At 44.1% G+C, this 24,871-nt stretch carries 27 protein-coding genes and 3 pseudogenes; 4 read left to right on the forward strand and 26 right to left on the reverse strand.

Annotated features, from left to right (window positions below):
* Window positions 1-988, reverse strand: a 988-nt coding sequence (locus tag SD71_RS14985; RefSeq protein ID WP_041064832.1) for an aldehyde dehydrogenase family protein, incomplete at its 3' end; no start/stop codon positions are given.
* Window positions 989-1,317: 329 nt separating this feature from the next.
* On the opposite strand from SD71_RS14985, the gene SD71_RS14990 reads away from it, so the two are divergent.
* Window positions 1,318-1,905: a CAP domain-containing protein gene (locus SD71_RS14990; RefSeq protein WP_235427178.1), complete on the forward strand. Its 588-nt coding sequence runs from the start codon at window positions 1,318-1,320 to the stop codon at window positions 1,903-1,905.
* A gap of 349 nt (window positions 1,906-2,254) precedes the next feature.
* A pseudogene (locus tag SD71_RS14995) lies at window positions 2,255-3,283 on the forward strand (IS110 family RNA-guided transposase); the annotation flags it as partial.
* Between the two features lie 147 nt (window positions 3,284-3,430).
* On the opposite strand, the gene SD71_RS15000 reads toward SD71_RS14995, so the two are convergent.
* From SD71_RS15000 to SD71_RS15085, 19 genes and pseudogenes are all read right to left on the reverse strand, one after another.
* Window positions 3,431-3,982, reverse strand: a complete 552-nt coding sequence (locus SD71_RS15000; RefSeq protein WP_152619477.1) for a hypothetical protein — start codon at window positions 3,980-3,982, stop codon at window positions 3,431-3,433.
* Entirely contained in the window at window positions 3,963-4,289 is a 327-nt protein-coding gene (locus SD71_RS15005; RefSeq protein WP_041064838.1) for an antibiotic biosynthesis monooxygenase family protein, read from the reverse strand. The genes SD71_RS15000 and SD71_RS15005 overlap by 20 nt, the downstream gene beginning before the upstream one ends.
* Before the next feature lie 595 nt (window positions 4,290-4,884).
* Window positions 4,885-5,709, reverse strand: a complete 825-nt coding sequence (locus SD71_RS15015; protein ID WP_082034272.1) for a DUF4362 domain-containing protein — start codon at window positions 5,707-5,709, stop codon at window positions 4,885-4,887.
* A 50-nt stretch (window positions 5,710-5,759) separates the two neighbouring features.
* Window positions 5,760-6,166 (reverse strand): annotated as a pseudogene (locus SD71_RS15020) (RDD family protein).
* Complete coding sequence (locus SD71_RS15025) at window positions 6,163-6,582, reverse strand: hypothetical protein (protein ID WP_235427132.1); 420 nt, start codon at window positions 6,580-6,582, stop codon at window positions 6,163-6,165. The pseudogene SD71_RS15020 and the gene SD71_RS15025 overlap by 4 nt, the downstream one beginning before the upstream one ends.
* Before the next feature lie 215 nt (window positions 6,583-6,797).
* Window positions 6,798-8,042 carry an amidohydrolase family protein gene (locus SD71_RS15030; protein WP_041064847.1) on the reverse strand — a complete coding sequence of 415 codons (1,245 nt, stop codon included), beginning with the start codon at window positions 8,040-8,042 and terminating at the stop codon, window positions 6,798-6,800.
* Between the two features lie 236 nt (window positions 8,043-8,278).
* Window positions 8,279-8,398 carry a VOC family protein gene (locus SD71_RS25035; RefSeq protein ID WP_235427133.1) on the reverse strand — a complete coding sequence of 40 codons (120 nt, stop codon included), beginning with the start codon at window positions 8,396-8,398 and terminating at the stop codon, window positions 8,279-8,281.
* 71 nt (window positions 8,399-8,469) lie between these two features.
* Window positions 8,470-9,051 (reverse strand): RNA polymerase sigma factor, encoded by a 582-nt coding sequence (locus SD71_RS15040; RefSeq protein WP_052476291.1) that lies wholly within the window; start codon window positions 9,049-9,051, stop codon window positions 8,470-8,472.
* Window positions 9,052-9,085: 34 nt separating this feature from the next.
* Complete coding sequence (locus SD71_RS15045; RefSeq protein WP_041064849.1) at window positions 9,086-9,577, reverse strand: GNAT family N-acetyltransferase; 492 nt, start codon at window positions 9,575-9,577, stop codon at window positions 9,086-9,088.
* Window positions 9,577-9,894, reverse strand: a complete 318-nt coding sequence (locus tag SD71_RS25945) for an MFS transporter (protein ID WP_326998759.1) — start codon at window positions 9,892-9,894, stop codon at window positions 9,577-9,579. Before SD71_RS25945 ends, SD71_RS15045 begins: the two co-directional genes overlap by 1 nt.
* A 38-nt stretch (window positions 9,895-9,932) precedes the next feature.
* Complete coding sequence (locus tag SD71_RS25950) at window positions 9,933-10,196, reverse strand: MFS transporter (RefSeq protein ID WP_326998760.1); 264 nt, start codon at window positions 10,194-10,196, stop codon at window positions 9,933-9,935.
* Complete coding sequence (locus SD71_RS25955) at window positions 10,189-10,875, reverse strand: MFS transporter (RefSeq protein WP_326998761.1); 687 nt, start codon at window positions 10,873-10,875, stop codon at window positions 10,189-10,191. Before SD71_RS25955 ends, SD71_RS25950 begins: the two co-directional genes overlap by 8 nt.
* Before the next feature lie 226 nt (window positions 10,876-11,101).
* Window positions 11,102-11,389 (reverse strand): hypothetical protein, encoded by a 288-nt coding sequence (locus SD71_RS15060; RefSeq protein ID WP_041064855.1) that lies wholly within the window; start codon window positions 11,387-11,389, stop codon window positions 11,102-11,104.
* Window positions 11,390-11,412: 23 nt separating this feature from the next.
* Window positions 11,413-11,766 carry a DUF3221 domain-containing protein gene (locus SD71_RS15065; protein ID WP_041064858.1) on the reverse strand — a complete coding sequence of 118 codons (354 nt, stop codon included), beginning with the start codon at window positions 11,764-11,766 and terminating at the stop codon, window positions 11,413-11,415.
* 400 nt (window positions 11,767-12,166) lie between these two features.
* The gene (locus tag SD71_RS15075) at window positions 12,167-12,505 is read right to left on the reverse strand and encodes a HEAT repeat domain-containing protein (RefSeq protein ID WP_052476292.1); all 339 of its coding nucleotides are present in this window, start codon (window positions 12,503-12,505) and stop codon (window positions 12,167-12,169) included.
* Between the two features lie 319 nt (window positions 12,506-12,824).
* Window positions 12,825-13,139 (reverse strand): GNAT family N-acetyltransferase, encoded by a 315-nt coding sequence (locus SD71_RS26270; protein ID WP_152619480.1) that lies wholly within the window; start codon window positions 13,137-13,139, stop codon window positions 12,825-12,827.
* Window positions 13,078-13,254 (reverse strand): hypothetical protein, encoded by a 177-nt coding sequence (locus tag SD71_RS24235; protein WP_165418318.1) that lies wholly within the window; start codon window positions 13,252-13,254, stop codon window positions 13,078-13,080. The genes SD71_RS26270 and SD71_RS24235 overlap by 62 nt, the downstream gene beginning before the upstream one ends.
* A 262-nt stretch (window positions 13,255-13,516) precedes the next feature.
* Window positions 13,517-13,915: a hypothetical protein gene (locus SD71_RS15080; RefSeq protein WP_041064864.1), complete on the reverse strand. Its 399-nt coding sequence runs from the start codon at window positions 13,913-13,915 to the stop codon at window positions 13,517-13,519.
* Between the two features lie 318 nt (window positions 13,916-14,233).
* Window positions 14,234-14,857 carry a YncE family protein gene (locus SD71_RS15085; protein WP_041064866.1) on the reverse strand — a complete coding sequence of 208 codons (624 nt, stop codon included), beginning with the start codon at window positions 14,855-14,857 and terminating at the stop codon, window positions 14,234-14,236.
* A gap of 310 nt (window positions 14,858-15,167) precedes the next feature.
* Here SD71_RS15085 and SD71_RS15090 point away from each other — a divergent pair, with 310 nt between their 5' ends.
* A complete protein-coding gene (locus SD71_RS15090) occupies window positions 15,168-16,256 on the forward strand; it encodes a threonine aldolase family protein (protein ID WP_041064869.1) in 1,089 nt (362 codons plus the stop codon).
* A gap of 504 nt (window positions 16,257-16,760) precedes the next feature.
* Entirely contained in the window at window positions 16,761-17,384 is a 624-nt protein-coding gene (udk, locus tag SD71_RS15100; protein ID WP_041064875.1) for a uridine kinase, read from the forward strand.
* 294 nt (window positions 17,385-17,678) lie between these two features.
* Here udk and SD71_RS15105 read toward each other — a convergent pair whose 3' ends face one another.
* From SD71_RS15105 to SD71_RS15130, 6 genes and pseudogenes are all read right to left on the reverse strand, one after another.
* Window positions 17,679-19,118 (reverse strand): flavin monoamine oxidase family protein, encoded by a 1,440-nt coding sequence (locus SD71_RS15105; protein WP_235427135.1) that lies wholly within the window; start codon window positions 19,116-19,118, stop codon window positions 17,679-17,681.
* 26 nt (window positions 19,119-19,144) lie between these two features.
* A pseudogene (locus SD71_RS15110) lies at window positions 19,145-20,112 on the reverse strand (ABC transporter ATP-binding protein).
* The gene (locus tag SD71_RS15115) at window positions 20,109-21,119 is read right to left on the reverse strand and encodes an ABC transporter ATP-binding protein (protein WP_041064881.1); all 1,011 of its coding nucleotides are present in this window, start codon (window positions 21,117-21,119) and stop codon (window positions 20,109-20,111) included. Before SD71_RS15115 ends, SD71_RS15110 begins: the two are co-directional and overlap by 4 nt.
* Window positions 21,120-21,129: 10 nt before the next feature.
* Window positions 21,130-22,086 (reverse strand): ABC transporter permease, encoded by a 957-nt coding sequence (locus SD71_RS15120; RefSeq protein WP_082034274.1) that lies wholly within the window; start codon window positions 22,084-22,086, stop codon window positions 21,130-21,132.
* Window positions 22,086-23,021 carry an ABC transporter permease gene (locus SD71_RS15125; protein WP_041064884.1) on the reverse strand — a complete coding sequence of 312 codons (936 nt, stop codon included), beginning with the start codon at window positions 23,019-23,021 and terminating at the stop codon, window positions 22,086-22,088. Before SD71_RS15125 ends, SD71_RS15120 begins: the two co-directional genes overlap by 1 nt.
* 104 nt (window positions 23,022-23,125) lie before the next feature.
* Window positions 23,126-24,853: a peptide ABC transporter substrate-binding protein gene (locus tag SD71_RS15130; protein WP_041064887.1), complete on the reverse strand. Its 1,728-nt coding sequence runs from the start codon at window positions 24,851-24,853 to the stop codon at window positions 23,126-23,128.
* Window positions 24,854-24,871 lie beyond the last annotated feature (18 nt).

The following is a 24,871-nucleotide window of genomic DNA, read 5'->3' on the forward strand; positions in this document are numbered from 1 at the left end:
CTTGCTCCTGCACTTTACCAATCGCGCTCTCGTTGATCATTGCGCCGATCTGGTTGGACGGCTCAAGTCCGTTGCCGATTTTCAGCGCCACCACTTTTTCCTTCAGTCGTTTGGCAAAATCATCATAGATCAGGTCATGTACGTAAATTCGGTTGGCGCATACGCATTGCTGTCCCGCGGACGCGAATTTACTCTGGATCGCCCCCGCAACGGCCAAATCCAGGTCGGCATCTTCAAAAACGATGAACGGCGCGTGTCCGCCCAATTCCATCGAAACTCGCTTGACCGTGTTGGCCGATTGCCGGATCAACTGCTTGCCGACATCCGTGGAACCGGTGAACGAAATTTTACGGACCTCTTTGCTTTTCATAAAAGCCTCGGCGATGACTCCGGATTGCCCAACGACCAAATTGACAACACCATTGGGAATGCCTGCTTCATCGAAAATTTTGAACAACTCCACCGCCGACAACGGCGCTTCCTTGGAAGGTTTCAGAATGACGGTGCAGCCTGCGGCAAGAGCCGGACCCATTTTTCTAGCTATCATCGACAACGGAAAGTTCCATGGCGTGATCGCGCCGACCACCCCGATCGGCTGCTTGTTTACCGTTATCCGTTTGTTGTTCGCGGAAGCTGGAACCGTTCTTCCATAAATTCTGCGAGCTTCTTCGGCGAACCATTTAAAAAACGAAATCGTGCTTCCCACTTCATAACGCGCATAATGAATCGCTTTTCCCATTTCCTTGGTGATCATTTCCGCCAAATATTCCCGTTTTTCCTCCAGCTTGGCCACTACCTTATGTAAATAGGCCACTCGTTCGTCGGCTGTCGCCCTTGACCAAGGAACAAAAGCCGCAGTCGCTGCTTGAATCGCACGTTCCGTTTCTTCACGGCCTACCGTGTACACTTCCCTTACGAGTTCACCTGTGGCAGGATTGATGACTTTCAAAGTTTGATCGGACTGAATCCATTCCCCGTTTATGTACATCCGGCGTATTCACTCCCCTAATCAATTGATCCTCATATGAAATTATATATATAATAATATATGATTACAATAAAAAAATAAAAGGCTGCAACAGCAACCTCCGTTTGACGAGTTCGGAACATGTTCTTGTCATGCGACAGTGATCAACCTCAGTAATCAGCGGAGCGACAGCGTCGATGTATGGACGACGATTAGCCGCCTGCTCCACAGCCCCGATGCCTATGGATAGAGACAATGTATCCAGGGGCACATTAATCCAAGAAACTGACGATCGACAGAACAAGTATCAGGTGTTCTGCCTATTGCCAGTACATTACTGCATCGAGGGTGTGGATACTTTGAAGAAATATATCGTATTAGCAGGATTATTACTGGTAACAGGTTGTGCGGCCAATGACAACACGACAAACAATCAAACGGTTCCTAAACAATCACGAATTGAGACTCCCGCCCATACTGCTGCACCGTCCCTTACCGTAACACAGGCATCATCAATAGCTACTCCGGGGGCACGGAAAACCTCTATTTCGACGAAACAAGCATCTTATGAAACTGAATTTGAGCAGCAAGTTCTGCAATTGGTTAATAAACAAAGAGCCACAGCAGGCCTCAGTCCCCTTGGCATGGACAGCAATTTGTCCAAAATGGCTATGGCCAAGGCGCAGGATATGTACAATAACAATTACTTCGATCATACGTCTCCTACGTACGGATCCCCTTTCGAAATGATGGGTAAGTTCCGGATCGTTTTTAACGCAGCAGGTGAGAACATCGCCAAAGGCCAAACCAGTCCTGAGCAAGTGATGAACGACTGGATGAACAGTGAAGGACACAGAGCGAACATCTTGAACAGTAGCTTTACCAACATCGGTATTGCTTACTTCAAAGGCGAATGGGTTCAAGAATTTACCGGCTGATTCAGTTTCCCTTAACTTAACAATAACAGCAGGTTGCCGCGGTGACCTGCTCTTGCGTATTTTTATTTAACAATCGTACCCTTCGTATTATGAGGTCAGCCAGTTTTTACTGGTTGACCATTTTTCTTTCAGTGGTGTATTTATCGGTAGCCGGGGCAGAACGGTCGTACCCCTGGGAACACATCCCGTCGCTAAAACTGTTCGCCCCCTACTTGTAGAAACCATGTTTTAGCTGGTTGGGACTTGGATCTCGCATAACAAGCGATGCTGTGGAACTACGAGTCAGTATAGGGGTTGCCGGCAATAAAATAATGAAGGGAGCACATCATGAATCCGGTCATTGGTCTGGATATTTTTAGAATCAACGGGGCATTACCATCAGCCTGTTGTACAATTTCTTGAAGCACAAGATATTCTGTTCTTAGTGGTAAATCCACTCATATCCTACCAAGCCAAGAAGTCTAGTCTTCGTAAAGTGAAAACAGATGCTGTGGATGCCTATCAGCTCTGTCAGCTTTACTACAAAGAGGAGTTCGAAACCCACAAACAAAGAGGAATTCAGCTACTCAATCTTCGTCACCTGACACGTCAGCACGAATCAATTACTCATATGTATGTCCAAGCTAAACTGCATTTTCAAGCTGTGCTGGATCAAGTTTTTCCCGAATACAGAGGAGTTTTTGGGGATCTGTATTCCAGAGTATCTTTGTTGCTTCTCAAGGAGTTTCCAACTTCAAAATTCATTATGAAGTCCGGTGAAGCTAAACTGGCAGATCGGATCGCATGTCTTTGCCCCAGACGTTCAGACAATTGGGCCAAGGATAAAGCCCGGCTTATTATGAACGCTGCAGCAAACAATCCATTTCAGGAGACCAACTATAACAGCCATCTTATTAGCATAGAGCTGTACATCGACCTGCTCCTTCAATACCAAGAGCATCTAGCCCACCTTGAAAATAAGATCGATGCTCTTGCTAAAGAAGTTGATGAGTTTATGATTATCCAATCGATTCCCGGAATCGGTGACAGAATCGCTGCAACGGTTTTGTCTGAGATCGGGGAAATCCATCGGTTTAATCACGCTAAGAAATTAGTCGCCTTCGCTGGAATCGATCCCAGTGTTTATTCGTCGGGAAAGTTTACCGCGACAACGAACCGCATAACCAAACGAGGCTCTAAACAATTACGGCATGCCCTCTATCTTGCTGTCTTATGTGGGCTGAGGAATTCTAGGAATAAGAAGCTACGGACATTCTATGATAAGAAACGTGAAGAAGGAAAACCATACCGAGTAGCAATTGTAGCCTGCATTAACAAGCTCCTTCACTGGGTGTACGCCATGTTAATAAGGAAAGAGTCCTTCCTTGATTTAGCTTAAAACCCACACTTCTCATCCAAACGAAAAACCTTCCAAGCATCTACAAAGAAGGTTCTTAAGCATGCCCTTTTTCAGTATAAGGGTTGATTCTAAGTAATTTAAGAGAAAAATGTTGACAAACTATTAGCTGGTTTTAGTTGATCGAATCTAGTGCCCATCCGCGAGTTTTATGACTTCTAAAAGGCCTTTAATCATCGTATCCATATTCTTGTTTTCAAGATTCTTTCGATTGATCTCGTTATTTATAAACTCAAGTTTAATCGTGAAATTTTGAAGCTTGATCCGAACTTCTGTATCACTGAGATGGTGCTCGGTTACATCTCGCCATATCGAATCAATTAATAGCATCCCATCTTGATTTAAAATTCTATATTCGCCAGGGATTTTTCCAGAAGCCAAATGCAGCTTTTCGCTGTAATACATTTGTTCACTAACTTGTTTTAATTTGATGACAAATTCAGTGCTGTATGTGCCAGAATTTTCTTTGAAAGTCTTAAGGTTAAGGATTTGGCGTAATAGGTGCGTATACTCCTGTTGATTTTGTAAGTATTCTTGGATAATCGCTCGGCTTGTTTCGCGTTTATTTAAATGATCTCCATACTTATAAGCTGAGTATATAAGAAGCAAAACTAAACCAAATATCAATAGCAGGCGATAATTGTTTTTCATACTTTCCACTTTAGAGTTTTTCAAATCCATAATCCCGTTCGACCTTACAAACTCTTGTTTTATAAGTGAGATACCAATCAGATATACCTTGTCTTTGGGCGACTAAATGTCGTTCGTTCTGTTTCCATTTTTGTATGGCTTCAAGAGACTCCCAATAAGATACAGTAATACCTAGACCTTCTCTGGCACTTTCTATACCTAAAAATCCAGGTTGGATGGATGCAAGTTTCACCATTTCATCTGCCATTTCCGCATATCCGTTATCCCCATCTGTTCGTTCAGACGTAAAAATCACTGCATAGTAAGGTGTTTCTGGCGTTTTAGCAATATCAGTCATGATCTTACCTCCTTTAAATTCGGGTTAACGCATCACTCCAAAGTTATCTTTTTCTCCCCTTGTATAGATTGAAAAATCACTTGTGTTTCGCTTATCCAGTTAGGATGATTGATATCCAGTACCTGATCTTCCGTGAGGTATGTTTTATTAAGACGAATCATGAAATCTAGATCCTGCCCATCTACTTTCTTTATGACAAGCCCGAGTGGGTCCACATTTTTATAGAACTTATAAATGAAATTACTTTCTCCTAAAGTGGCCACCCAATGTCTTATCACTAAGGTTTCCGTTTTTTGGGGGGAATCGAGATAAGTGTATTTCGCTTCAGTTCTCCAAAAGGTAAAAAAATACAAATAGAAGAGGAAGATAATGAAGAGGACTATCGCTACAATGAAAACCCATTCGAGCTTGCTTAACCATCCGATTAAGCACATCAAAATGATATTCAGTAGCATGGGAAAAATCAATCCAGTTGAATTAAGGAATACGAAATAATATTGATTGATGCTCAAAAGATACAGAGTTAAGTCTAAAATTAAAAGTACAAGTAGTATCCACAATGCCTTCCAATTAATCTCCATTAACTCACCACATGTCATTGATTCTCCAAGTTTAGATTGAACGTCCCTTTCAAGCTCGAACCTTCGCCGCAGGAGGTCAGATTATATTCCGTGCCGCGGTCCGAGTTTTTCTCCTCGATCGATTTACAGAATTCGAAACGCTTGGCAGGCGACCCGTGGGCATCGTGCGTATTGTCGTGCTTGTGCATAATTGTCTCTCCGTCGAACGACAGATTGTCGAAGATCGGTCCACCTTCGATCGTATATTGAACAACTTGGACCTCGTCTCGGATGCCGGCCTTCACATTCGCCACGAACTTCTCCCAAACATCCAAGTTGCTTAGCTTGCCGTGTGCGTTCACGAAATCCCCGTTAGCTGCCGCTTGTTTCGGTTCGTACCTTAAGCCCCATATCAGCTTATATAACTCGCGGGTTGATTCTGCTGTGAGCTTGTATCCCGTGCCCGTATCGGAGACGTATGTATACATGCCGTGCTCCGCATGAGCAAAGAGCCACAAGTGAATTTCCCACCGCTTGCCGTCTTGCTCGATCACGACGTCGTAATCAGGCTGGACCACATCGAGTATGCCCTGAATTTTGTCCGCAGAATGAACCGCCTTCACGAAGACATCAACCTCCCCTTTCTCTGAAAAACTACCGTAAGGCGCTGCATTGACACTCCCGAATCTGAGTGAGCGACTCACCACAACTTGATCGGCGGATCTCACTGCTTCCTGAGAATGCGCTCCCGATACTTGTGCAGAGCTTGACGCCGCCGGAACAACCGTCGCTTGTTCATCCCCGCAGCCCGTGACACCAAACAGCAATGCGGCTCCCAATATCATCCTTATTATTCGCATGAGAATCCTCCCACCTCCTCTGACGCTGTTATTGAGGCAGTGCCATTCGTTTAATCCCGAATGACTTCCGTACCGGCAATAAAATCGTGAATCGATCGTTTATCCTCTCGAACCCCGACCATAATCGCGCTGATAATGACGGCAATGCCAAAGGTGAGGCATATACGAGGTAGGCCACCACATTGCGCAACAGCATTGTCCCCAGACCCGGCGGCTCTCCATCGTCGACCGTAGCAATACGAATGCCGCATATGCGTTTGCCGATAGTGTAACCGTTCCAAAAGACGGGAGTTAGCAAAGAGTACAGAAACGACAATATATCTGAGATATACTCATCTTCTGCCCGCCCTCCTGTAATAAGCACCGAGATGATGGTCAGCGGTACGGCAATGATGATCGCGTCAAGTATTAACGCGCCGAAGCGAATCCAGAAACCGGCAGGTTCATTCACGTTCATCCACGTCTCCCTCTTTCCAATGTGACGATGAGCCCCGCAACAAGATACACTCCATACGTTAACCAGTTATGCTTGCTGCCGGCATATTCGCCATGATAATTAGCTTGTATAAATCGCCCGTCACTGTGCTTAATAGCGATTGCTTCACCTGCATGAATACCCTCGATTCTGTAATACTCTGTGCCTGATGGGAAGCTATTCGAAAAATTACCTGAATAAGTGCCTTCTTGATCCGAGTATTTTGTGACTTTACCGATTTTTGAACCGACTTCAGAGGGACGCACTTCAGAGTCGGAAATTATGTATGTCTTATCATCATATACAACAAAGGCATACGCCCAATCTGCATTGACGGTCCCAGCAAGCAAAAACACACAAACAAATAGGGCAACCAAAGTACTTATAATACTTTTCAATATCCTCCCCCCCTACTTTATTAGACGCAGCGTAAGATTACTGGTTGCAAATTAGTAAAACAGCAGTCCACCTCGGTGAACTGCTGTTAATTACCTGAACCCTTTATTTCTGATAATTTAGCAACCAGCCAACTCCAAATTTATCAACCAGGTTTGCATGTTTTGCTCCCCAGAATGTATCCTGCAGTTCAAAAGTTGCTTGATAGTGCTTCTAACTAAGAATAAAGCTTACTTAGCACTTCTTTATATTTTGTGTTAATTGCCTCTTCATCCACCCGTATCATTTTTCGATCATACATTACCCACTCCCCGTTAACCATCAGGTGATGAATGGATTCTTCTTTCGTCTCAAACAGCAGGTTATGGACAATCGTTGAAAACCCATCCGTATGAACAGTTGGAATAAGTTGATTCTTCCGAATAAAAACTAAGTCTGCAAATGAACCATTTTCTATTTTTCCTAATAAATCCTGTTGATAAGCCTTCGCCCCATTCTGGGTGGCCATTTTAAAAATATCCTGTGCATTAAATCGATCCACGGATACATTATATTTCAGTAAATAATACGCAATTCGCATAGTTTCCCAAATATCCGTACTGGAATAATCCGTGCCGAGGCAAACGTTAACTCCCTTTTCAAGCATAGACCCAATCGGAGCGATGCCTGCCCCAGACCAAAGGTTTGAAACTGGGCAGTGAACGATGGATACTTTCGCATGAGCGATGAGATCAATATCGAGTTGATCTACATGAGTCGCGTGGAATAAGATCGTATTTGAATCTAGTATTTCTCTTTCTTTATATAATTGCACCGATGAACGGCTATATTTGGAGTGAATAAGATTCTTTCTCCAGTCATTCTCCATACAATGCGCTAGAAACAAGCTGGTGCTATACGCCTTTTTAGCTGTCACACACGCCTCCATAGTCTCGTCTGTGATGTCCTCTTCCTCAAGCAGATGCGTACCAAAGGAAACATTCCCACTCTTGGTGCCACCGTACATTCCAACTTTATCGTACGAATCCACCAATCCTCTTATGCCGACCTTATTTATCGCCTCAGCCGCTATATCCGGCCAGTTACCTGGTTCGGACTCACTTACAAACGAAATCCCTTTCTTAGCCATTTCAACGTATGCTTTCATACATAGGGTCTGCCACTCATCACTGGTCAACTGCTCCACACTTTCAAAATACTTTTGCTGAATTTTACCCTGGCGATCGTTGTTTGACCACTCTTCGATTTTCTTTTCCTTCGCCAGTCCTTTTGCTGTTAAAGAATAACTATGAAAATGAGCATTAAAGAGACCTGGAATAATAATATAATCCGAGCAATCTAAAACGGGCTGTTCAGAAGTGTAGTGGCCTTCCCTTACCCAGACTTTACCGTCTAAAATAACTAAATTGCCTTTAACGATGTTGAAATTTTCGTCCATATATTGAGCGTTTGATAGTAACATTATTATTCTCCATTTCTATTGTCAGTACTAAACGGCAGTCCGTCTTGGTAACGAGAGATGGTCTTATTGATGGTTCGCTAGTTCATCCTCAGCTGATGGCCAACCGCCCCACAAGTTGGATAAGTGGCCGTCCGGATCTCGAAGTGTAAAACTGTAGCCACCGCTCTTTTTATAGATCAGCTCGCCGGTCTCGATTCCTTTTTGCTTGAGTTCCTGAAATACGCTCTGAATGTTATCTACCTGAGAAACTCGAAGGTAAAAGGGATTCCCAATACATGCTGATACCAGTTCACGGAAGCTTCCAAATCCTTGACGGGTAATTGAACTACTGCATAATTTTTGACTTGAACAGCCATCGTTGCATCTCCTTTATCCTGATCATTTCACAACTATAAACGATAGAAAATGATGAAAAGAAACGGGCTAACTAAATCTCTTGAAAAAAAGCGATTAAATGACCATTCGGATCTCGGAATGTGAACGAGTAGATGCCGGAAATCTCGGCTTCGAGTTTTATCTTGTTTGCACCTTCCCGGGACTTAGTAGCCAGAGCCCGTAAGCGGTGACGAGCTCTTTTAAGTCCCTCTTTCACTGCCCCAACGGTTGTGCTTAAAAGTTCGGCCGTTTCTGCTGCACTGAATTTGAAGATGTCCATCATAAGGATAAGAACCATCTGTCGGGAGTTCAATTGATCGGCAAGCTGTTCTAGCAATTCTCGAATCTGTAATTCGTTCAACCCTGTGTAGGTCGTCGGGTGCATATCCTCATTGAAAACGGAAGTCACTCCTGATGTTTGATGCTTGCGACAATGGTCAATCCAAGTATTTTTGGCAATAAGAAAAAGAAAAGCATACCCGAATTCTCGATTAGGTGATTGCTGCAGCGAACGATATACCTTAGTGAGTACCTCCTGCATCAAATCTTCTGCATCCCACTCATTTCCCGCAAGTCTATGGCAGTAGAGTTTTAATCGTGGTATAAATGGTTCCACTGACTGAAATACATTCACCTACACCTAGCCTCCAACTCGTACAATAACATTTTTAAACAACATATTTATAAAATTTCTTATCTACCTTCATAATAGGAAAGTTTTTCGGTAAATCCTCAGCTGATATTTCTTGAAAACCGTTTTTCTCATAAAATCTGTGGGCTGCTACAAATTGCAAAGTCGTTCCAAGGTAGATCTTATTAATATCTATTTTCTTTGCCCATGCCATTGCATTGTTTAATAGGAAATTAGCTGTATTTGATGTTCTTCCTCTGTAATCTTTTGCTACAAACATCTTTCTTAGGGCTGCTTGATGATTATGAATGTCTAGTAAAGCCACTGTGCCTACGACTTTATCCCCATGCAGTGCAACCCAGAAATTCCCTATACCATTTTGATAAAAATTTGCAACATTTAATAGATCGGGCTGGTCTTGTATAGTTATCGGAACATTGTATTCGACTTGCTGAATATAAAGGATTAAATCAATTATTTGTGATTGATACTCGCTGGAATATTCCTTTACAATAATGCTTTCATTCATTAATTCCACTCCCAGATTAGCTTTTTATATTTATTGGTTTTTGGAAAGTACATAGACAGTATGCTTGCAATGATCAATGAGACAAACGATATTTCAAATGAAACTTGATAGCTGTTGGTTGTGTCGAATAATATTCCAGGAAGATAGGAACCTAATGCGGAGCCCAGTTGATGACTCATGTAGAGTAAACCTGTAACTACACCAATTGTTCCTGTTGGAAAATAACTAGTTAATAGCTTAAGAGTAGGAGCTACTACTGAAAAATCAACCAAACCAAAGGAAATCGAAAATAATACGAGTAACCACGGATGTTCCAAAAAAGATACTCATGAGCCATAATTGCTAGTCATAATCACTAAAAAAAGCAAGCGTAAAAAGCCCGAACCAAATAGATGTAAGCCAGCAATCTGCTATTGTTCCAACGATCAGCTAAATAACCAGCTGCAAGCGTTCCTGCTGTATTAAATGCCGCCAATAAACTTACAGCAGCACTCGTAGTAGAGACGGAGAATCCACAATACTGGGCAAAAGGAATAAGATGGGTATCCATTAATCCAGTCGTTGTAAATCCACAAACAAAGAATGGAATGATAAGAAACCAAAATCCACGACTAAACAAAAGATCTCGTCCCATTACTTTTTTTTATTGGGATGTCCTTTGTCTCCGGTTTATCTCCTTCAGCCTCTTGCCCCCAAGCTTTTATACCTATTTTTGAAGGCTCTGATTTTAAGAAGAAAGCGAGTATGGGGCAAACAATAACAATAAGAAAACCGCCTAGTAAAAGAACGGTTATTCTCCAGCCAAATTGGCTGATTAAAAGAAGGGAACTGGGAACCAATAACATTTGCCCTGCTCCGAAGCCAGCCTCAACGATACCTAACGCTAGTCCTTGCCTTTTATGAAACCATTTTGTCACAGCAACAGTGGCTGTTACGCCTGAAGCTCCTCCGAATCCTAATGAAGAAATGATGCCGTATAAAAAAAACAACTGCCAAATGGTGGTTGCGAAAAAGCTGAGAATGGTTGCTGCCCCTAAAATAATCATACTGACTAAAAATATAAGTTTAATTCCAAACCGATCAATCAACTTGCCGACTATTGGCTGTGATAGTGCAAACACAATGAAACTTAGAAATGATACGGCTGAAACTGTACCTCTGGAGGAAGCAAAATCCTGCTCCCACGGATCCATAAAGGCACCAAAAGAATATCGTACTCCTTGAGCGGCTAAAACACCGATAAATGAGACAGCTAAAATAACCCATGCATAATGTATTCTTCTCACTTTAATTTTCATTTTCTTTCTCATAAAGATAAGACGCAAATAGTCCAGCCATCGTCAGCAAGGCGATAATATTAAGGAGTAACAAGAACAGAAGAATAAAGTAAATATCAGCTCCGTTAAAGGCAAGCAGCATTAGAATTCCGACAGTTAGTACAGCGTATATAAAAATCCATTTGAATACCTTGTCAATCATTAATCTGCACTCCGTTCATATTGTTACTGAAGTTGTATAAAAAATCTAACATATCTGATACATGCCGCCAACGATTTTACCGTCTTTTTCACTCACATAATCCGTTCCACTTTCACAATTGCTTTTTCTTTCCCACTGGACTTCATACTCACCCTGGTTGTGTTTAATGGAAACAATTTTGATTTCCCCATGTTTGCTATTTTGCTCGTGTTTCATTTTAACTGCTATTTTTGCTTGTTCTTCAGAAACGACTGAAGTTGCTCCCTGACATCCGCTTAAAATAGCAATCGTAATAACTGAGATTAAACTTACTGTTAGTGCTCTAATTGTCAAATGACGCACCCCCTCGGGAATGTCTAATAACTTCTTCGGCATATGTCTGTGGAGGGTATGAATCCATTGTTGTCTACTTGCTTGCCATCTACGATAGACGTTTTTGGTCTAACGGTAACTTTTTCGCCAATACGTAGATCTTTATACAAATTATAGTCATCTATGTGATAAAACATTAAATTCTCATCGTTCTTCATTAACTCGGCAACAGATTTTGTTGAGCCACTTTTAGTAATATTACTCACGACAAGTATCTTAAGATGCCCATCTTCATTTGCTTTTTGGACGACGTAATCACCAATCTCCGAATCGTTATCACCGCATCCAATTAGACCTACAAATGCCGACAGAACAATAAAAGCTAATATCGTTCGCAATTTTATCCCCCTTCTTGCGTCATTAGATGTTAGCGTAATTATCAAAGTTTTAACCACTTCTGGTAAAAAGCATTTAGATTTTTCTTGAATTCTGGAGTCAGCAATATGATCGATAATATATAGAAACTGAGATATATGTAGCTAAAGTTCAGAAACATAGATGCTGGAATCAGCCAAAGTACGGCGATTACTATGTACAATCGTTTGCGAACTAGAGATCCAATCATGGCCATGCACACTGGTAAAAGATACAAACTGAGAGAGAAAAACGTTATCCCACTATGCAGCACAATTGATAACCAAAAAATAAAGCATCCTAGAGAAGTTATAACGCCGGTTAATGATCCAAGGATTATCCGAATACGTTCCATTATTTTGATCGTCTTCTTTCTTCGGTGAACTAACCGCCTTGTCTATCGATAACTTTGTCGGTTCCATCGAGGTGTTCAGTATAATCAAATGGTCTTAAAGCGAATAAAAGCGTTCCTCTGTTACCCAGTGTTTTGGGGTCCTTAAGCATTTCAATGAGTGGCTCGACAGCTTCTTGACTCCCTATGTCACTTAACGCAATCGCAATTTCATTTCTCAAAATGCTGTTATCCGTAAGTTTTAAATATTTGATAAGCAGCGGAACTGCTTCTTTCGTTCTCTGTTTTCCCAGCTCCGATATTGTATTCATTGCCTCTTCAACTCTGCCATCCCTCAAAGCCTGCTCTAATTGGCTGAAATCCATTTTCATCACCCGTTTGCCTGTTATTGCCCCTCTTGAATCGTTTCCAACTTACGGCGATAGGTCATGCAGCCGGATAAAAGAAATAAAAGCGCCAACAAAGGCACAATTTTTCTCACCAGGAATCCCTCCTTCAAATACAAAGGATAGCTCTATGGGAAACGATAGAACTATCCTTTATTTTAACGGAATTTTATTGTGTTTAAATCAGTTTTTCTTCATATTCCTCTCGTGTCATTCCAAGATAAATATCATCGTAGTATCTACCGTCTGTGTAATTCATTCTTCGTAATTGCCCTTCCTTTTGAAAACCTAGTTTTTCATGAAACTAAATAGAACGTTCATTGAATGAGTACACATGTACAGTGACTTTTTGATAACCCAGTTCCTTAAAATAATATTTTAAAATTAACGAAACTACTTCTTTTCCATACCCTTTCCCCCAATAAGGTCGAGCAAAGAAAATACCATACTTGAAGGAGCCCACTCTACGGTTACAATTGAACGTGCGAATCTCTCCCACTAACTCTCCTTCTCTATTCTCAATAGCAAAGTTAAATGAATCTCCATCGGGTGTTTTTTTAGAGGATTCCTCTATATGATTCTTGAACGTTCTCGTATGAATGAGGAAGTGATACAGCATCCACCATTTTTATTGCATCGCTATCTAAATTCCATTGAAACAGGGTTTCGCTATCTTTTGGTTCAATTCCGCGTAATCTTACTTTCTCACCTTGCCAAAAGTTAAGGTTCTCCATATTGTCCTCCTTGTATGGAAATCATATTGTCTCCGTTTACTCACAGAAAGAATATAAAAATGATGGCCCGGACTAACGCATAGAGAAGAAAGAGCAATGAACCTGTAATAGTGATAATCGCAAAAGCCCTAACCATTCTTTAGTAATCCTGACTTCATCCTTCTTTGACAAAACAGTAATGAGATGCCTCAATTATGACTTAGCGGCATTGACTCGCCAAGCTTATGTCAAAGGTGTGCACGATCAGAACTCTGATGATGATTTAGCCATTATAGATGATCTTTCTCAGTTCATTCGTCTGATCTTTGGGTATTGTGTAGCCTTGCCCGCTATCCGCTGTATCGACCAGTAAGGCGGTACGACCATCTTCGTCAGCAACGTTTAATACGAATTTCTTTTGTGTGCCATCTTCAAACGAAAGATACATGAAAAACATAACGCTGTAATCTAGCTCACCTTGCATTTTTACCGCTTTACTGTTTGCTCGCTGGAATATCCTAAGTTCATCGACATTCTCATAAGTCACAATCTTTTCTGTAAATGGGGGTGTCTTCATCGTCTTGCAGCCGTCCGCACATTCGATTTTAATGCCGACCATCTCTTTTCCATTCAGAACATCTGAATTGCAGCCCACGATTCCAACAACGAAGAATAATATCATGATGATAAGCCATCTCCTGTGAATTGTACCTACCTCCTTATGTACGATTTGCTACCCCTTTTTGCCGGTTACTCTAAGTGCTTTAATCTTTACAGACTTTCCGTTTGTTTACAATCCTTTGTTTCGAATCCCCTTATATAGATTGCAAGCAAGAAAAAGTAAAACCCCAGCCGACATGGCTGGGATTAGCGCGCTACTGTAGATCCAGGATCTCCAAAGCATATTGAGGAGCTGGGATGCCGGGCTTGATAATCTTCGTTAGCGCGATCAAATGCTTGTTGGCGTCAACCATTCCGACGACATTCCCCTTCGGCAGAATTACCTTCGTTTTTTCCAACGTATCGCTGTTATTTGATTAATGACATTGTTTAAACCGGTATAGAAATATTGCGGGTTCTCGGGGTCGCTTGCCACCGCCTCAAACTTATCAATGGCCGCAATGTATTTCATGTTCAACGTCGGATTGCTGGATGAAGTAAAAACATTGCCGGATCCGTTCACGACATACCTACCGTTCGGCGTGACTCCAAGGGCGTCGGAAAATTCATACTCCCCATGATAAAGAGAATCCTTCGAATCTATGAATTTGCCGTCAGGTGACACGGTGTAACAGGAGATGTCCCGGGGAGATACGGCTGTACTCACCGAATAAAGCTTGTCCTCAAAAGGATGAAGCTCCACATAATCCGCATCCTCGATCCATGCAAACGAGAGCTCCTGCTTGGTCGCACGGTCATAATTGATGATCATTGTATGCTGTCCGGAACCGGACGTGACGAATACATGGCCTTTCTTGTCCACGGCTAGATCGAACGGATCGATCCTCGTCCTCCACTCATCCTTCAATTGCAGAGTTGCCGGATCCAGTACGGTTACAGAGCCGCCCTGGACTTTCTCAAACCGGTAAGGGCTGAAATCCGCATCGCTAAAAAGGAGAAACAATTTTTCAACTTCCCGCTGCCTGCATAGGTAGGATTTTCGGATAACGGGCGAGGGTTCATCAAATATTCAAACCCTGGATGCCTATTTGATGTTGCGGTGGAAAGACGATGGGGACATTAGTGCATTGCTGCTTCCAACCGATATACGGATATATGAAATAAGTCATAGCTTTCTCCTCTTCTCGGATTCAATTTCATATCACACTTTAATCCACTTAATTTAAAAAATTCCACCTGCAGTCAGATGCACAAAAAGATATACTATTATAGAGACAATACAATAAATCTGATAAAGGCAAGGAGTATACATAATGAACGAATTAAATCCATTAAAAAAATCATATAACCAAACGAAATACCAATTAGCAGGTCACGGTAAACGCGATATGCGCGTATTAAAAGAAGTTTTTGAGAATGTTGACGGGCAACTGGAAAGCGACATGTATGGAAAAGGACAGCTCATTGAGGATTTTCAAGTGAAAATGGCTGCTGTGTTAGGAAAAGAGACTGCGGTCTTTTTCCCGAGCGGAACGATGGCTCAGCAAATTGCTCTGCGCATTTGGTGCGATGAAAAAGGCCTCAGAAAAGTTGCTTATCATCCATTGAGCCATTTAGAAATTCACGAAGAAGATGGCTTGAAAGAATTGCACCAAATCAAAACCGTTTTGCTGGCTGACAAAAGCCTTGTCATCGAGTTGGATGATGTCGTGCAAATGGAAGAAGGCATCGCGTGTGTATTACTGGAGTTGCCTCAGCGTGAAATCGGCGGCCAATTGCCGAGCTTTGAAACACTTGAACAAATTTCGGAGTATTGCCGTGATAAAAACATTAAATTGCATCTAGATGGAGCCCGTCTTTTAGAAGTGCTGCCTTATTATCAAAAGTCGGCCGCTGAAGTTTGCGCTCTTTTTGATAGCGTATATCTCTCGTTTTATAAAGGAATTGGCGGAATTGCTGGAGCGATTCTAGCGGGGGGTCAAGACTTTATTGCGGCATCGAAAGTTTGGAAAAGACGCTACGGTGGTGATTTGATCAGCTTGTATCCCTATATCATCTCAGCGGATTATTATTTTGATCAACGGTCACATAAAATGGGTCAGTATTTTGAAGAAGCAAAAGAGCTTGCTGAATTGTTCAATTCCTGCCACGGCGTTTCAACATTGCCACTCAAACCCGTTTCGAATATGTTTCATGTCCATTTCCATAAGACTAAAGAGCAAATGGAGTCTATTCTGACTGAAGTTCAAAAAGCAACGGGCATTGGCTTTACTAGTTATTTGGCCGACATCGATGAAAATACCTGTTATGTCGAAGTCAGTTTGGGAGATCAGTATGCAGAAATACCAAAAGAAGAGGTAACAAAGGCATTCCAGCTGCTTGATGAAAAAATGAAGCAATAGAATCGAACTCATCAAAACATTATGTATCTTTGTTACCCTTTTTTCTTTCAATAATGAACATCCGGACTGACAATACTAGCGCAGTAATACCCATAAGTATAGTGAAGATAAAACGAAACCAGATTATTTTCTCATTTGGACCGTTCCCGACAGGCCCAACCATAGGCTGATACGCAGAATACAACCGATAAATGGCAATGAAAATAATAATAAGTGAGCAGGCAAATAAAGTTAGATATTTCTTCACTTTACACCACCACCTCACCCAGTCAGACGACCCTCAGTGGGTCGTTTTCTTTTTCGTTAAACATATTACGATTAACTTCAGGCATCAGTTGCATACGATCCACAGGTTTCAGATGAGAGTCCATATATTTTCATCGCCTAAGACAAATATGTACACCGAAAATGCCAGGCGGCGAGCAAAAATGAAAATGTGTGCATGGTATGCTACAATACTGGAATTGAAGCGGCAATCAACACAGGGAGGTTTAATGCATCACAATGCTTATTATAGGTATAGCCGGCGGTACCGGTTCCGGTAAAACGACGGTAGCGCGCTCTGTCATCGATCGTCTGGGATCGGACAAAGTCACGTTCATATCTCAGGATAACTATTACAAAGACAATACCCGGCTCAGCTTCGCCGAACGCGAAAAGATCAACTATGATCACCCGTTCGCGTTCGACAACGAGCTGCTCATTGTCCATCTCAAACATTTGAAACAACGCCGGACGGTACAAGCTCCGGTATATGACTTCTCCGTTCACGCCCGTTCGACCCACAAGACGATCGAGCTCATGCCGAACAATATCGTGATTATTGAAGGACTCCATGTACTATCCGACGAAAATCTGCGGGACATGCTCGACATCAAAGTTTTCGTCGACACCGACCCCGATGTCCGTATACTGCGCCGGGTGCTCCGGGATATCGAGGATCGCGGCCGAAGCATTAAGTCCATCCACGACCAATATCTAAATACGGTGAAGCCGATGCATGAGGCGTTCATCGAACCTTCCAAAAAATATGCCGACCTGATTATCCCCGAAGGCGGGCATAATGAAGTCGGCATTCAATTGCTCTCCATCTTAACCGAAAGATACTTGAGCGGCGATCGTGCATAGTCTGCTGATGGCAAGTTGAACGTTCGATGGCGGCATGCGGGGCGTGTAATATCATACACGTGCCCGCATGCCGCCATTTCTTGTTAATCCCGTTTATTCAATTGTGAATCGTTAATTGCATTTTTCACAGCATAGTAAATAACTAAATATGTGATGAATAAACCGACAGCCCAAGCTACAATCGCCCCAAAAATGCCCATAATGTCCTCCTGCAAGTGAATGTGTTACTTACGTAAGCTAGACTCCCTCCAACAACTAATTAAATACTATCACAATCAGTTGAGTCCTACCGACCTAATTATAATTCGGCAGATCATTAACTTCATTCACAACGCGTATCGCAGATTCGATTGCCCCCTGCATCCAAGCAGGCGTATCGGAGGCATGTTCATCCGCGAAGTGAACCCTTCCTTCCGGAGTAGACAGATAAGGGCCTAAAGTACTCCCTTGTTCGGGCTTAAACAGCGAGAATGCCCCTGAGTGATGTGGACTCTGATTCCATACGTAAGAACAACCGGCTATAAACTCGCGATGCACTTGATTGCCATGGATAATAGACAAGTTTTTTAAAGCCTGTTGAACTCGTTCTTCCTCATTCAGACTTTCCCAGCAATCGGATTCATCTTCCCATGTATAACTTGCTAACACAACACCGGGTCCCGGACTTCCGATTCCATGGCTGGGATAGTATGTAAATCGTATGGGTAGGTCAGTCACCGTATGCCCGCCGTAAAGACCTTCCTTTTCCCAGAACCTGCTTTTGAATTGAATCCCGATTTTTGTTGAGGACACATAATGGAGTTGACGTATCGCCTGCCATTTCTTTTGTGAAAACGAGTTGTAGGGTTCTACCCGGATAAATTTAAATGCCGAAAAAGGTATCGTTATGATGGCTAGATCACCGGTAATCTCAAATCGTTCCGAAGTCTTGCTATGAATGGAATGTATCGTGATGCTGTTTGGATTCTGGGTGATTTCTGTTATTTTATGTTCAAGCCATACATTGTCTCTTAATTCAGGAAGAAACGAATGAGGAAGCTGGTCATTGCCGCCGGTAATCTCATAAAAACGAATGTTAGGGTCAATAATGTACTGCAGTTCCTTCAATAATCCTAAAAATGAAAGCTCGGGAAATCCTGAGAGTGCCATGAGGGTTTTGATCTGATCGACGGCACCTGCAGATAGGGAAGGTCCTACCGGATTATGTCTTAAAAAGTGCTCAATCGAATATTTATCAAATTCCCTCATTAGCAATTTCCAGTTTTTCTCGGGATTTTGGTTCATGAAGTCTAGGACCGGTCGTGTGGCAATTAGGAATAACTCTAGAGCGTTTTTGTTTCTTTCCCAGGGTGCTAACGGGTAGCCGAGGATATCCGGATTTTCCACATACTTTTTTAACGTCGTTTTTATTCCATTCACATAAATAAGATCATTGGGGGTACGACTGATAAATTCATTGATCGGCAAGTTGAATTTTCGGATGTATTCTAATGTTAAAAGATGCACACTGGGAATTCGCATTGCACCCGCGTCAAGATATTGCTCCGATTGAAATGCGGATCTCAGCGTATAAACTCGTCCTCCTACCCTCTCGGCAGATTCAAGGATTGTAATATCATGTCCGGACGCTTTTAATAGAGAGCCGCTGACAAGCCCCGCCATACCCGCGCCGGCTATGATGATTTTTTTAGGAAATGACGTCTTCTTAACCCCATGCCTGATGATTGAAATCATTTCACTGGGTGTCAGCCTGGGAATCATCATGGATTGGCATCGACAAAATGGCATGCTGCAAAATGGCCTGGCCGGTGTTCAATCAGAGGCGGCATCGTCTCGGCACAGACCTGCTGGGCCAGCGGACATCGGGTTCGAAACGGACACCCGCTGGGAGGGTTGATCGCGCTCGGCAAATCGCCTTTAATGATGACTTTGTCTTTGTTCGCCTCGATTTCAGGATTCGGAATCGGAACGGAAGACAGCAGCGCGTGTGTATAGGGGTGCAACGGACGCGAATATAGACTCTCACTGTCTGCAAGCTCCACTAGTTTCCCTAGGTACATCACCGCTACGCGATCGCTGATATATTTGACCACGGACAAATCATGCGCGATGAATAAGTACGTTAATCCCATTTTCCGCTGCAATTCCTTGAGTAAATTGATGACCTGGGCTTGGATCGAAACGTCAAGCGCCGAAATCGGTTCGTCACAAATGATGAATTTCGGATTTACCGCAAGCGCGCGCGCAATTCCGATGCGTTGACGCTGGCCTCCGGAAAATTCGTGCGGGTACCTGTTTGCATAATCGGGACGCAGTCTCACAAGCTCGAGCAGCTCCCCGATCCTCGCTTTGCGTTCGGTGCGACTTTTGACAAGATGATGCACATCCAGCGCTTCACCAATGCTGTCCATAATTGTTAACCGCGGATTGAGAGAAGCATACGGGTCTTGGAAAATCATCTGCATATCCCTGCGCATCGCTTTCATTCCAGCACGGGATAAGGAATAAACGCTCTTTCCCTCGAAAAGAAATTCCCCTGCCGTCGGTTCGTACAGACGAAGGAGCGTACGGCCGACCGTGGATTTCCCGCAGCCGGATTCCCCACCAAGCCAAGCGTTTCCCCTTTCCGTATCGAAAAACTGACATTGTTGACGGCCGTCAGCGTTTTTCCCCTGCCTAAATGAAACTGTTTATGCAATTGATTCACTTCGATCAGTGGAGTACTCATGCTTTCGCCTCCTGCGCCTTTGAGTGATTCAGCCAGCAACGGGCCGCTTGTGTACCGCCGCAATCAATCAGCGCAGGATCAAGCCTCTGACAGATCCGCATGGCATAGCCGCATCTAGGCGCAAAAGCGCATCCGGCCGGCGGATGAACCAGGTCCGGCGGCGTACCGTGAATCGGTATCAGAGGCTCTGATTTACTCGTGTCCAAACGCGGGAGAGATTTCAACAACCCTTCGGTATACGGGTGCTTGGGATGGCTGAAAATCTCCCTGACCGTTCCCGTTTCAACGATCTGACCGCCGTACATCACGACAACACGATCGCAAAGCCCGGCCACTATACCGAGATTATGCGTGATCAGGATGATGGACGTATTCAGCCGACCGCGCAGCTCCTTCAGCACTTCCAATATTTGCGCCTGGATGGTGACATCGAGTGCGGTAGTCGGTTCATCGGCAATAAGCAGGGCGGGATTACATGCCAGGGCAATGGCAATCATCACGCGCTGCCGCATTCCCCCTGAAAATTCGTGCGGATATTGATTGATTCGAGTTTCTGCACCGGGTATGCCGACAAGCTTCAGCATTTCAATAGCCCTTGTTTTGGCTTGTGCAGTATTCATCTTCAAATGCTTCATGAGATTCTCGGTAATCTGCCTGCCGACGGTCAGCGTTGGATTTAAAGAGGTCATCGGATCCTGGAAAATCATCCCCATTTTGCTTCCTCGCAACTGTTGCATTTCTTTCTCCGATTTGTGCAGAATCTCTTCGCCGAGAAAACGAATGGACCCGCTTTTAATACGGCTCGGGGGAGACGGGATCAGGCGCATCAACGTTTGGGCAGTTACGGTTTTCCCGCAGCCGGATTCGCCCACGATGCCGAGCACCTCCCCTGAATTGACATGGAAATCCACACCTCTGACCGCCTGTACCTCCCCTTCCCGAACATCGAAGGAGACCCGTAAATCCTTAACCTCCAACATGGGCTGGTGATTCTGCTGTTTGTTCATCGGTTCTCTCCTATTTTCTCAGCTTCGGATCGAACGCGTCCCGCAGACCGTCGCCGAAAAGATTAAAAGCCAGCATGGTCACACTGATAAAAATAGCCGGGAAAAAAAGCCTCCACGGAAATACGGTCATCGAGCTGCGCGCGTCCGCAATCATCGTGCCCCAGGAGGCAGCCGGCGACTGAACCCCCAGTCCAAGGAAGCTCAGGAACGCCTCGGCGAAAATGGCTGAGGGCACCGTCAGCATAAGCGTTACCAGGATCGGCCCGATCGTATTGGGGATGAGATGCCGGAAAATAATCCTAGCGGAACCGGCGCCCAATGAACGGGAAGCCAGCACATAATCCTGATTCTTCAACTGCATGATTTGACCCCGGACAATCCAGGCCATATTGACCCAGCCGGTAATGCCTAGTGCAAGTATGATCGTGAACAGACTGGGCTGCATGACGACGACGAGAAGAATAATGATGAGCAGACTGGGAATCGAATACAGAATTTCAGCAGCCCGGTTCATGATCTCATCTATGCGCCCTCCAAAATACCCCATTACACCGCCGTAAATGACGCCGATGAAAAGATCGATCAAAGCGGCGAACAGTCCGACACGCAAGGAAATGGTTGCTCCCATCCATGTTCTTTCGAACATGTCCCGTCCCAAATCGTCCGTACCGAACCAATGCTCGGACGACGGCGGTTTATTCGTATTCAACAGATCGTTGGTCCGGAAATTAAAAGGCGTGAGAAGCGGGCCGACCAGGGACATGATCACAATAATGAATAAAACAGCGAGCCAGAACATCGCCATTTTATTGCTTTTTAACCGCAGCCACACATCTCTCCAAGCTGAAATGCTCTCGCGTTGCATTTCCGGCCCGCTGGAGTGGTTCTTGTCGACATCCTTGAAATCATCAGGCTTGAATATGGGAGTTGAATGCGCTCGCATAGGATCCGGTGTGAATGAAGCCATCAGCCATTCCCCTCCCTTCCGGCCAGCTTGATTCTCGGGTCGATAAACACATAGGCGACATCCGTACAAAACCGAGCAATCATCAAAATACTCGCATAGAAGAGCGTAACGCCCATAATCACCGTGTAATCGCGATTCGACACGCTAAGCACGAAATATTTTCCGAGTCCGGAAATCCCAAAGATGGATTCAACGATTACGGACCCCGTGATGATGTTTGCAGTCATCGGACCCAAGTAGGTTACGACTGGAAGAATGGCGTTGCGAAGAGCGTGACGGTGAATGATAAATGACTTGGCTAATCCTTTTGATTTGGCGGTTCTGATATAATCGGCGTTCATCACTTCAATCATATTGGAGCGGGTTAACCGGGCAATGAACGCAATGGGCAATGCCGCGAGCGAGATGGTCGGCATGATGTAGTCGAGCGGTTCCTTCAAGCCCGCCACGTGAAACCAGCCAAGCTTGACGCCGAAAAAATACTGCAGGAGCGGACCGATTACGAAGCTCGGAATAGAGACGCCGATCACCGCAACGATCGACGTGAAATGGTCAATCGCCTTACTATGATACAGCGCAGAGACAATACCCAGACCGATTCCAACGATCACGGACACAATGATGGCTACAATGCCAAGCTTGGCTGAATTGGTAAAGGACTGTTGGATGATGCTGTTTACCGTCAGGTGTGTAGCTCTCATTGAAGTTCCAAGATCGAAATGGATAAGGTTGTTCATATAGGTCAGATACTGCTTGTACAAAGGCTGATCAAATCCGTACTTCTCCATAATGTTGTTATAGATTTCAGTCGGAAGCTTCTTCTCGCCTAGAAACGGATTCCCAGGAATCACTTTCATCAGAAAAAAGGTAGCGGTAGCCAATATAAATAGAGTAAGCAACATATAGAGGAGCTTGACCGCTATGTAACGAACCATTCAGATCATCTCCAGGATCAAATTAGGTTTCAGTATTGTTTTTCTCAAAAAGAGGGTATATATGGTGTCCCATACATACCCCCCTTTCTAAATCAGTCCTACTGTTAATGTGCCGCGATGTATGCTCTGGTTAAGTTGAGCTCCCCCGCATAATCCATGAATACATCCATCACGTAAGGCTTCTGCATCCAAATGCCGGTGTAGTAATAAATCGGCATGATGACCATATCATCAATGAGAATTTTTTCTGCGGCCGACAAGGATTCCATCCGCACTTTCTGATCCAAAGTTTCTCCGGCTTTTTTTACAAGCGCGTCATACTCGGGATTCGCATATCCGGCGTCGTTGTTGCCGCCCTTGGTAACAAACATGTCGACAAACGTCATCGGATCGTTATAGTCCGCACCCCATCCTGCACGCGCGACCTGGTAGTTCAAATTGGTCCGGTTAGTCAGGAATACGCCGAATTCTTGAGATTGAACGGTGACATCCACACCCAGGTTCTTCTTCCACATGTCGACGATCGCCGTAGCAATTTTCTTATGGCCTTCACTCTCGTTATGAATCAATTCGATTTTCGGTAATGCCGTCATTTTCGCTTCGGCCAATCCTTCAGCGAGAAGCTGTTTCGCTTTTTCTACGTCCTCGGTGAAGTAACTATCTGGGTATTCTTCACGAAATTGTTTTTCGGCGCCATTAATGCCGTAAGGAACGAATCCGTAAGCAGGCTTCTGTTCGCCGTGAGTCACGTTGTCGATAATCGCTTGTCGATCTATCGCCATTGAGAAGGCCTGGCGAATTTTCAAGTTGTTGAATGGCGGTTTCGTGTTATTGAACAGGTAATAGTAGGTCGAGGCGATTCCTTTAATCTGCAGGTTTGCATCCGCGTTGGCTTTCAGTGATGGAATCAGGTCCACCGGAATTTCTCCGACGGGACGACCGGCCCAATCAAGTTCATCCGTATCGTACATGCTGATTTCGGTATTCGGATCGATAACCATCGCCATCCGAATTTCATTTAACTTGATTTCATCTGCCGCATAGTAATCCGGGTTTTTCTTCAATGTGATCGATTCGTTATGCTTCCACTCTGACAGAAGGAACGGCCCGTTCGTCGGCAGCGTGGCCGCTTCCGTGTGGAAGTTCGCATTTTTTTCGACAGCCGTTTTGCTTACCGGATAATACGTGTAGAAGGAAAGCAAATTCAGGAAATAGGCCGTAGGCGATTTCAACTGGACCACAAGGGTTTTGTCGTCCTGGGCTTTTACGCCGACCTGGCTTAGGTCGGTAATTTTTTTCGTATTATACTCTTCTGCGTTCTTCAAATAGTACAACTGATAAGCATAAGGCGCAGGCGTTTCTTTCGCGGGATCCAGTGTCCGTGTCCAGGCGAATTCGAAATCGTGAGCGGTAACCGGATCGCCGGTGCTCCACTTAATGCCGTCGCGGAGCGTAAACGTATAGGTGAGGTTGTCGTCGGAAATCTTCCATTCCGTCGCCATGCCTGGAATTACTTTTCCGTCTTTGTCGACACGGGTCAGCCCTTCGAAAATCGTATTCAGCACGGTCCCGGACACATTATCCTGAGCCATACCCGGGTCAAGTGTCGGAGGCTCGGAGTGCAGATTCATCCGGAAAACCTGCTCGGCAGCAAGTTGATTATCGGATGTACTGGATGCGCTCGGTGAATTGGATGCAGAAGGTGTAACGGATGCTGAAGAGCTGGCTGTAGGGCTTGATTCACTTTTGTTATTGCTCGAACATGCAGATAAAATCATGACGAAGATCAACAGAGCGGCGGTAAGCGTCAAGCCGAACTTTCGATTGATCATAAAATCCCCCTTGGAAAA

The sequence above is a fragment of the Cohnella kolymensis genome, assembly GCF_000829465.1.
In the GTDB taxonomy this organism is placed as follows: Bacteria; Bacillota; Bacilli; order Paenibacillales; family Paenibacillaceae; genus Cohnella; species Cohnella kolymensis.

Excerpts from the sequence above, each read along its gene's own strand:
- SD71_RS24235 (WP_165418318.1), bottom strand. The coding sequence starts at position 13,254 with ATGGAGAACCTTAACTTTTGGCAAGGTGAGAAAGTAAGATTACGCGGA.
- SD71_RS15045 (WP_041064849.1), bottom strand. The coding sequence starts at position 9,577 with ATGAATGAAAGCATTATTGTAAAGGAATATTCCAGCGAGTATCAATCA.
- SD71_RS15105 (WP_235427135.1), bottom strand. The coding sequence starts at position 19,118 with ATGATTTCAATCATCAGGCATGGGGTTAAGAAGACGTCATTTCCTAAA.
- SD71_RS15125 (WP_041064884.1), bottom strand. The coding sequence starts at position 23,021 with ATGGTTCGTTACATAGCGGTCAAGCTCCTCTATATGTTGCTTACTCTA.
- SD71_RS15115 (WP_041064881.1), bottom strand. The coding sequence starts at position 21,119 with ATGAACAAACAGCAGAATCACCAGCCCATGTTGGAGGTTAAGGATTTA.
- SD71_RS25035 (WP_235427133.1), bottom strand. The coding sequence starts at position 8,398 with ATGGCTGTTCAAGTCAAAAATTATGCAGTAGTTCAATTACCCGTCAAG.
- SD71_RS15130 (WP_041064887.1), bottom strand. The coding sequence starts at position 24,853 with ATGATCAATCGAAAGTTCGGCTTGACGCTTACCGCCGCTCTGTTGATC.
- udk (WP_041064875.1), top strand. The coding sequence starts at position 16,761 with ATGCTTATTATAGGTATAGCCGGCGGTACCGGTTCCGGTAAAACGACG.
- SD71_RS26270 (WP_152619480.1), bottom strand. The coding sequence starts at position 13,139 with ATGCTGTATCACTTCCTCATTCATACGAGAACGTTCAAGAATCATATA.
- SD71_RS15090 (WP_041064869.1), top strand. The coding sequence starts at position 15,168 with ATGAACGAATTAAATCCATTAAAAAAATCATATAACCAAACGAAATAC.
- SD71_RS15120 (WP_082034274.1), bottom strand. The coding sequence starts at position 22,086 with ATGGCTTCATTCACACCGGATCCTATGCGAGCGCATTCAACTCCCATA.
- SD71_RS15080 (WP_041064864.1), bottom strand. The coding sequence starts at position 13,915 with ATGATATTATTCTTCGTTGTTGGAATCGTGGGCTGCAATTCAGATGTT.
- SD71_RS15075 (WP_052476292.1), bottom strand. The coding sequence starts at position 12,505 with ATGAAAATGGATTTCAGCCAATTAGAGCAGGCTTTGAGGGATGGCAGA.
- SD71_RS25955 (WP_326998761.1), bottom strand. The coding sequence starts at position 10,875 with ATGAAAATTAAAGTGAGAAGAATACATTATGCATGGGTTATTTTAGCT.
- SD71_RS15000 (WP_152619477.1), bottom strand. The coding sequence starts at position 3,982 with ATGGATTTGAAAAACTCTAAAGTGGAAAGTATGAAAAACAATTATCGC.
- SD71_RS15005 (WP_041064838.1), bottom strand. The coding sequence starts at position 4,289 with ATGACTGATATTGCTAAAACGCCAGAAACACCTTACTATGCAGTGATT.
- SD71_RS15030 (WP_041064847.1), bottom strand. The coding sequence starts at position 8,042 with ATGTTACTATCAAACGCTCAATATATGGACGAAAATTTCAACATCGTT.
- SD71_RS15015 (WP_082034272.1), bottom strand. The coding sequence starts at position 5,709 with ATGCGAATAATAAGGATGATATTGGGAGCCGCATTGCTGTTTGGTGTC.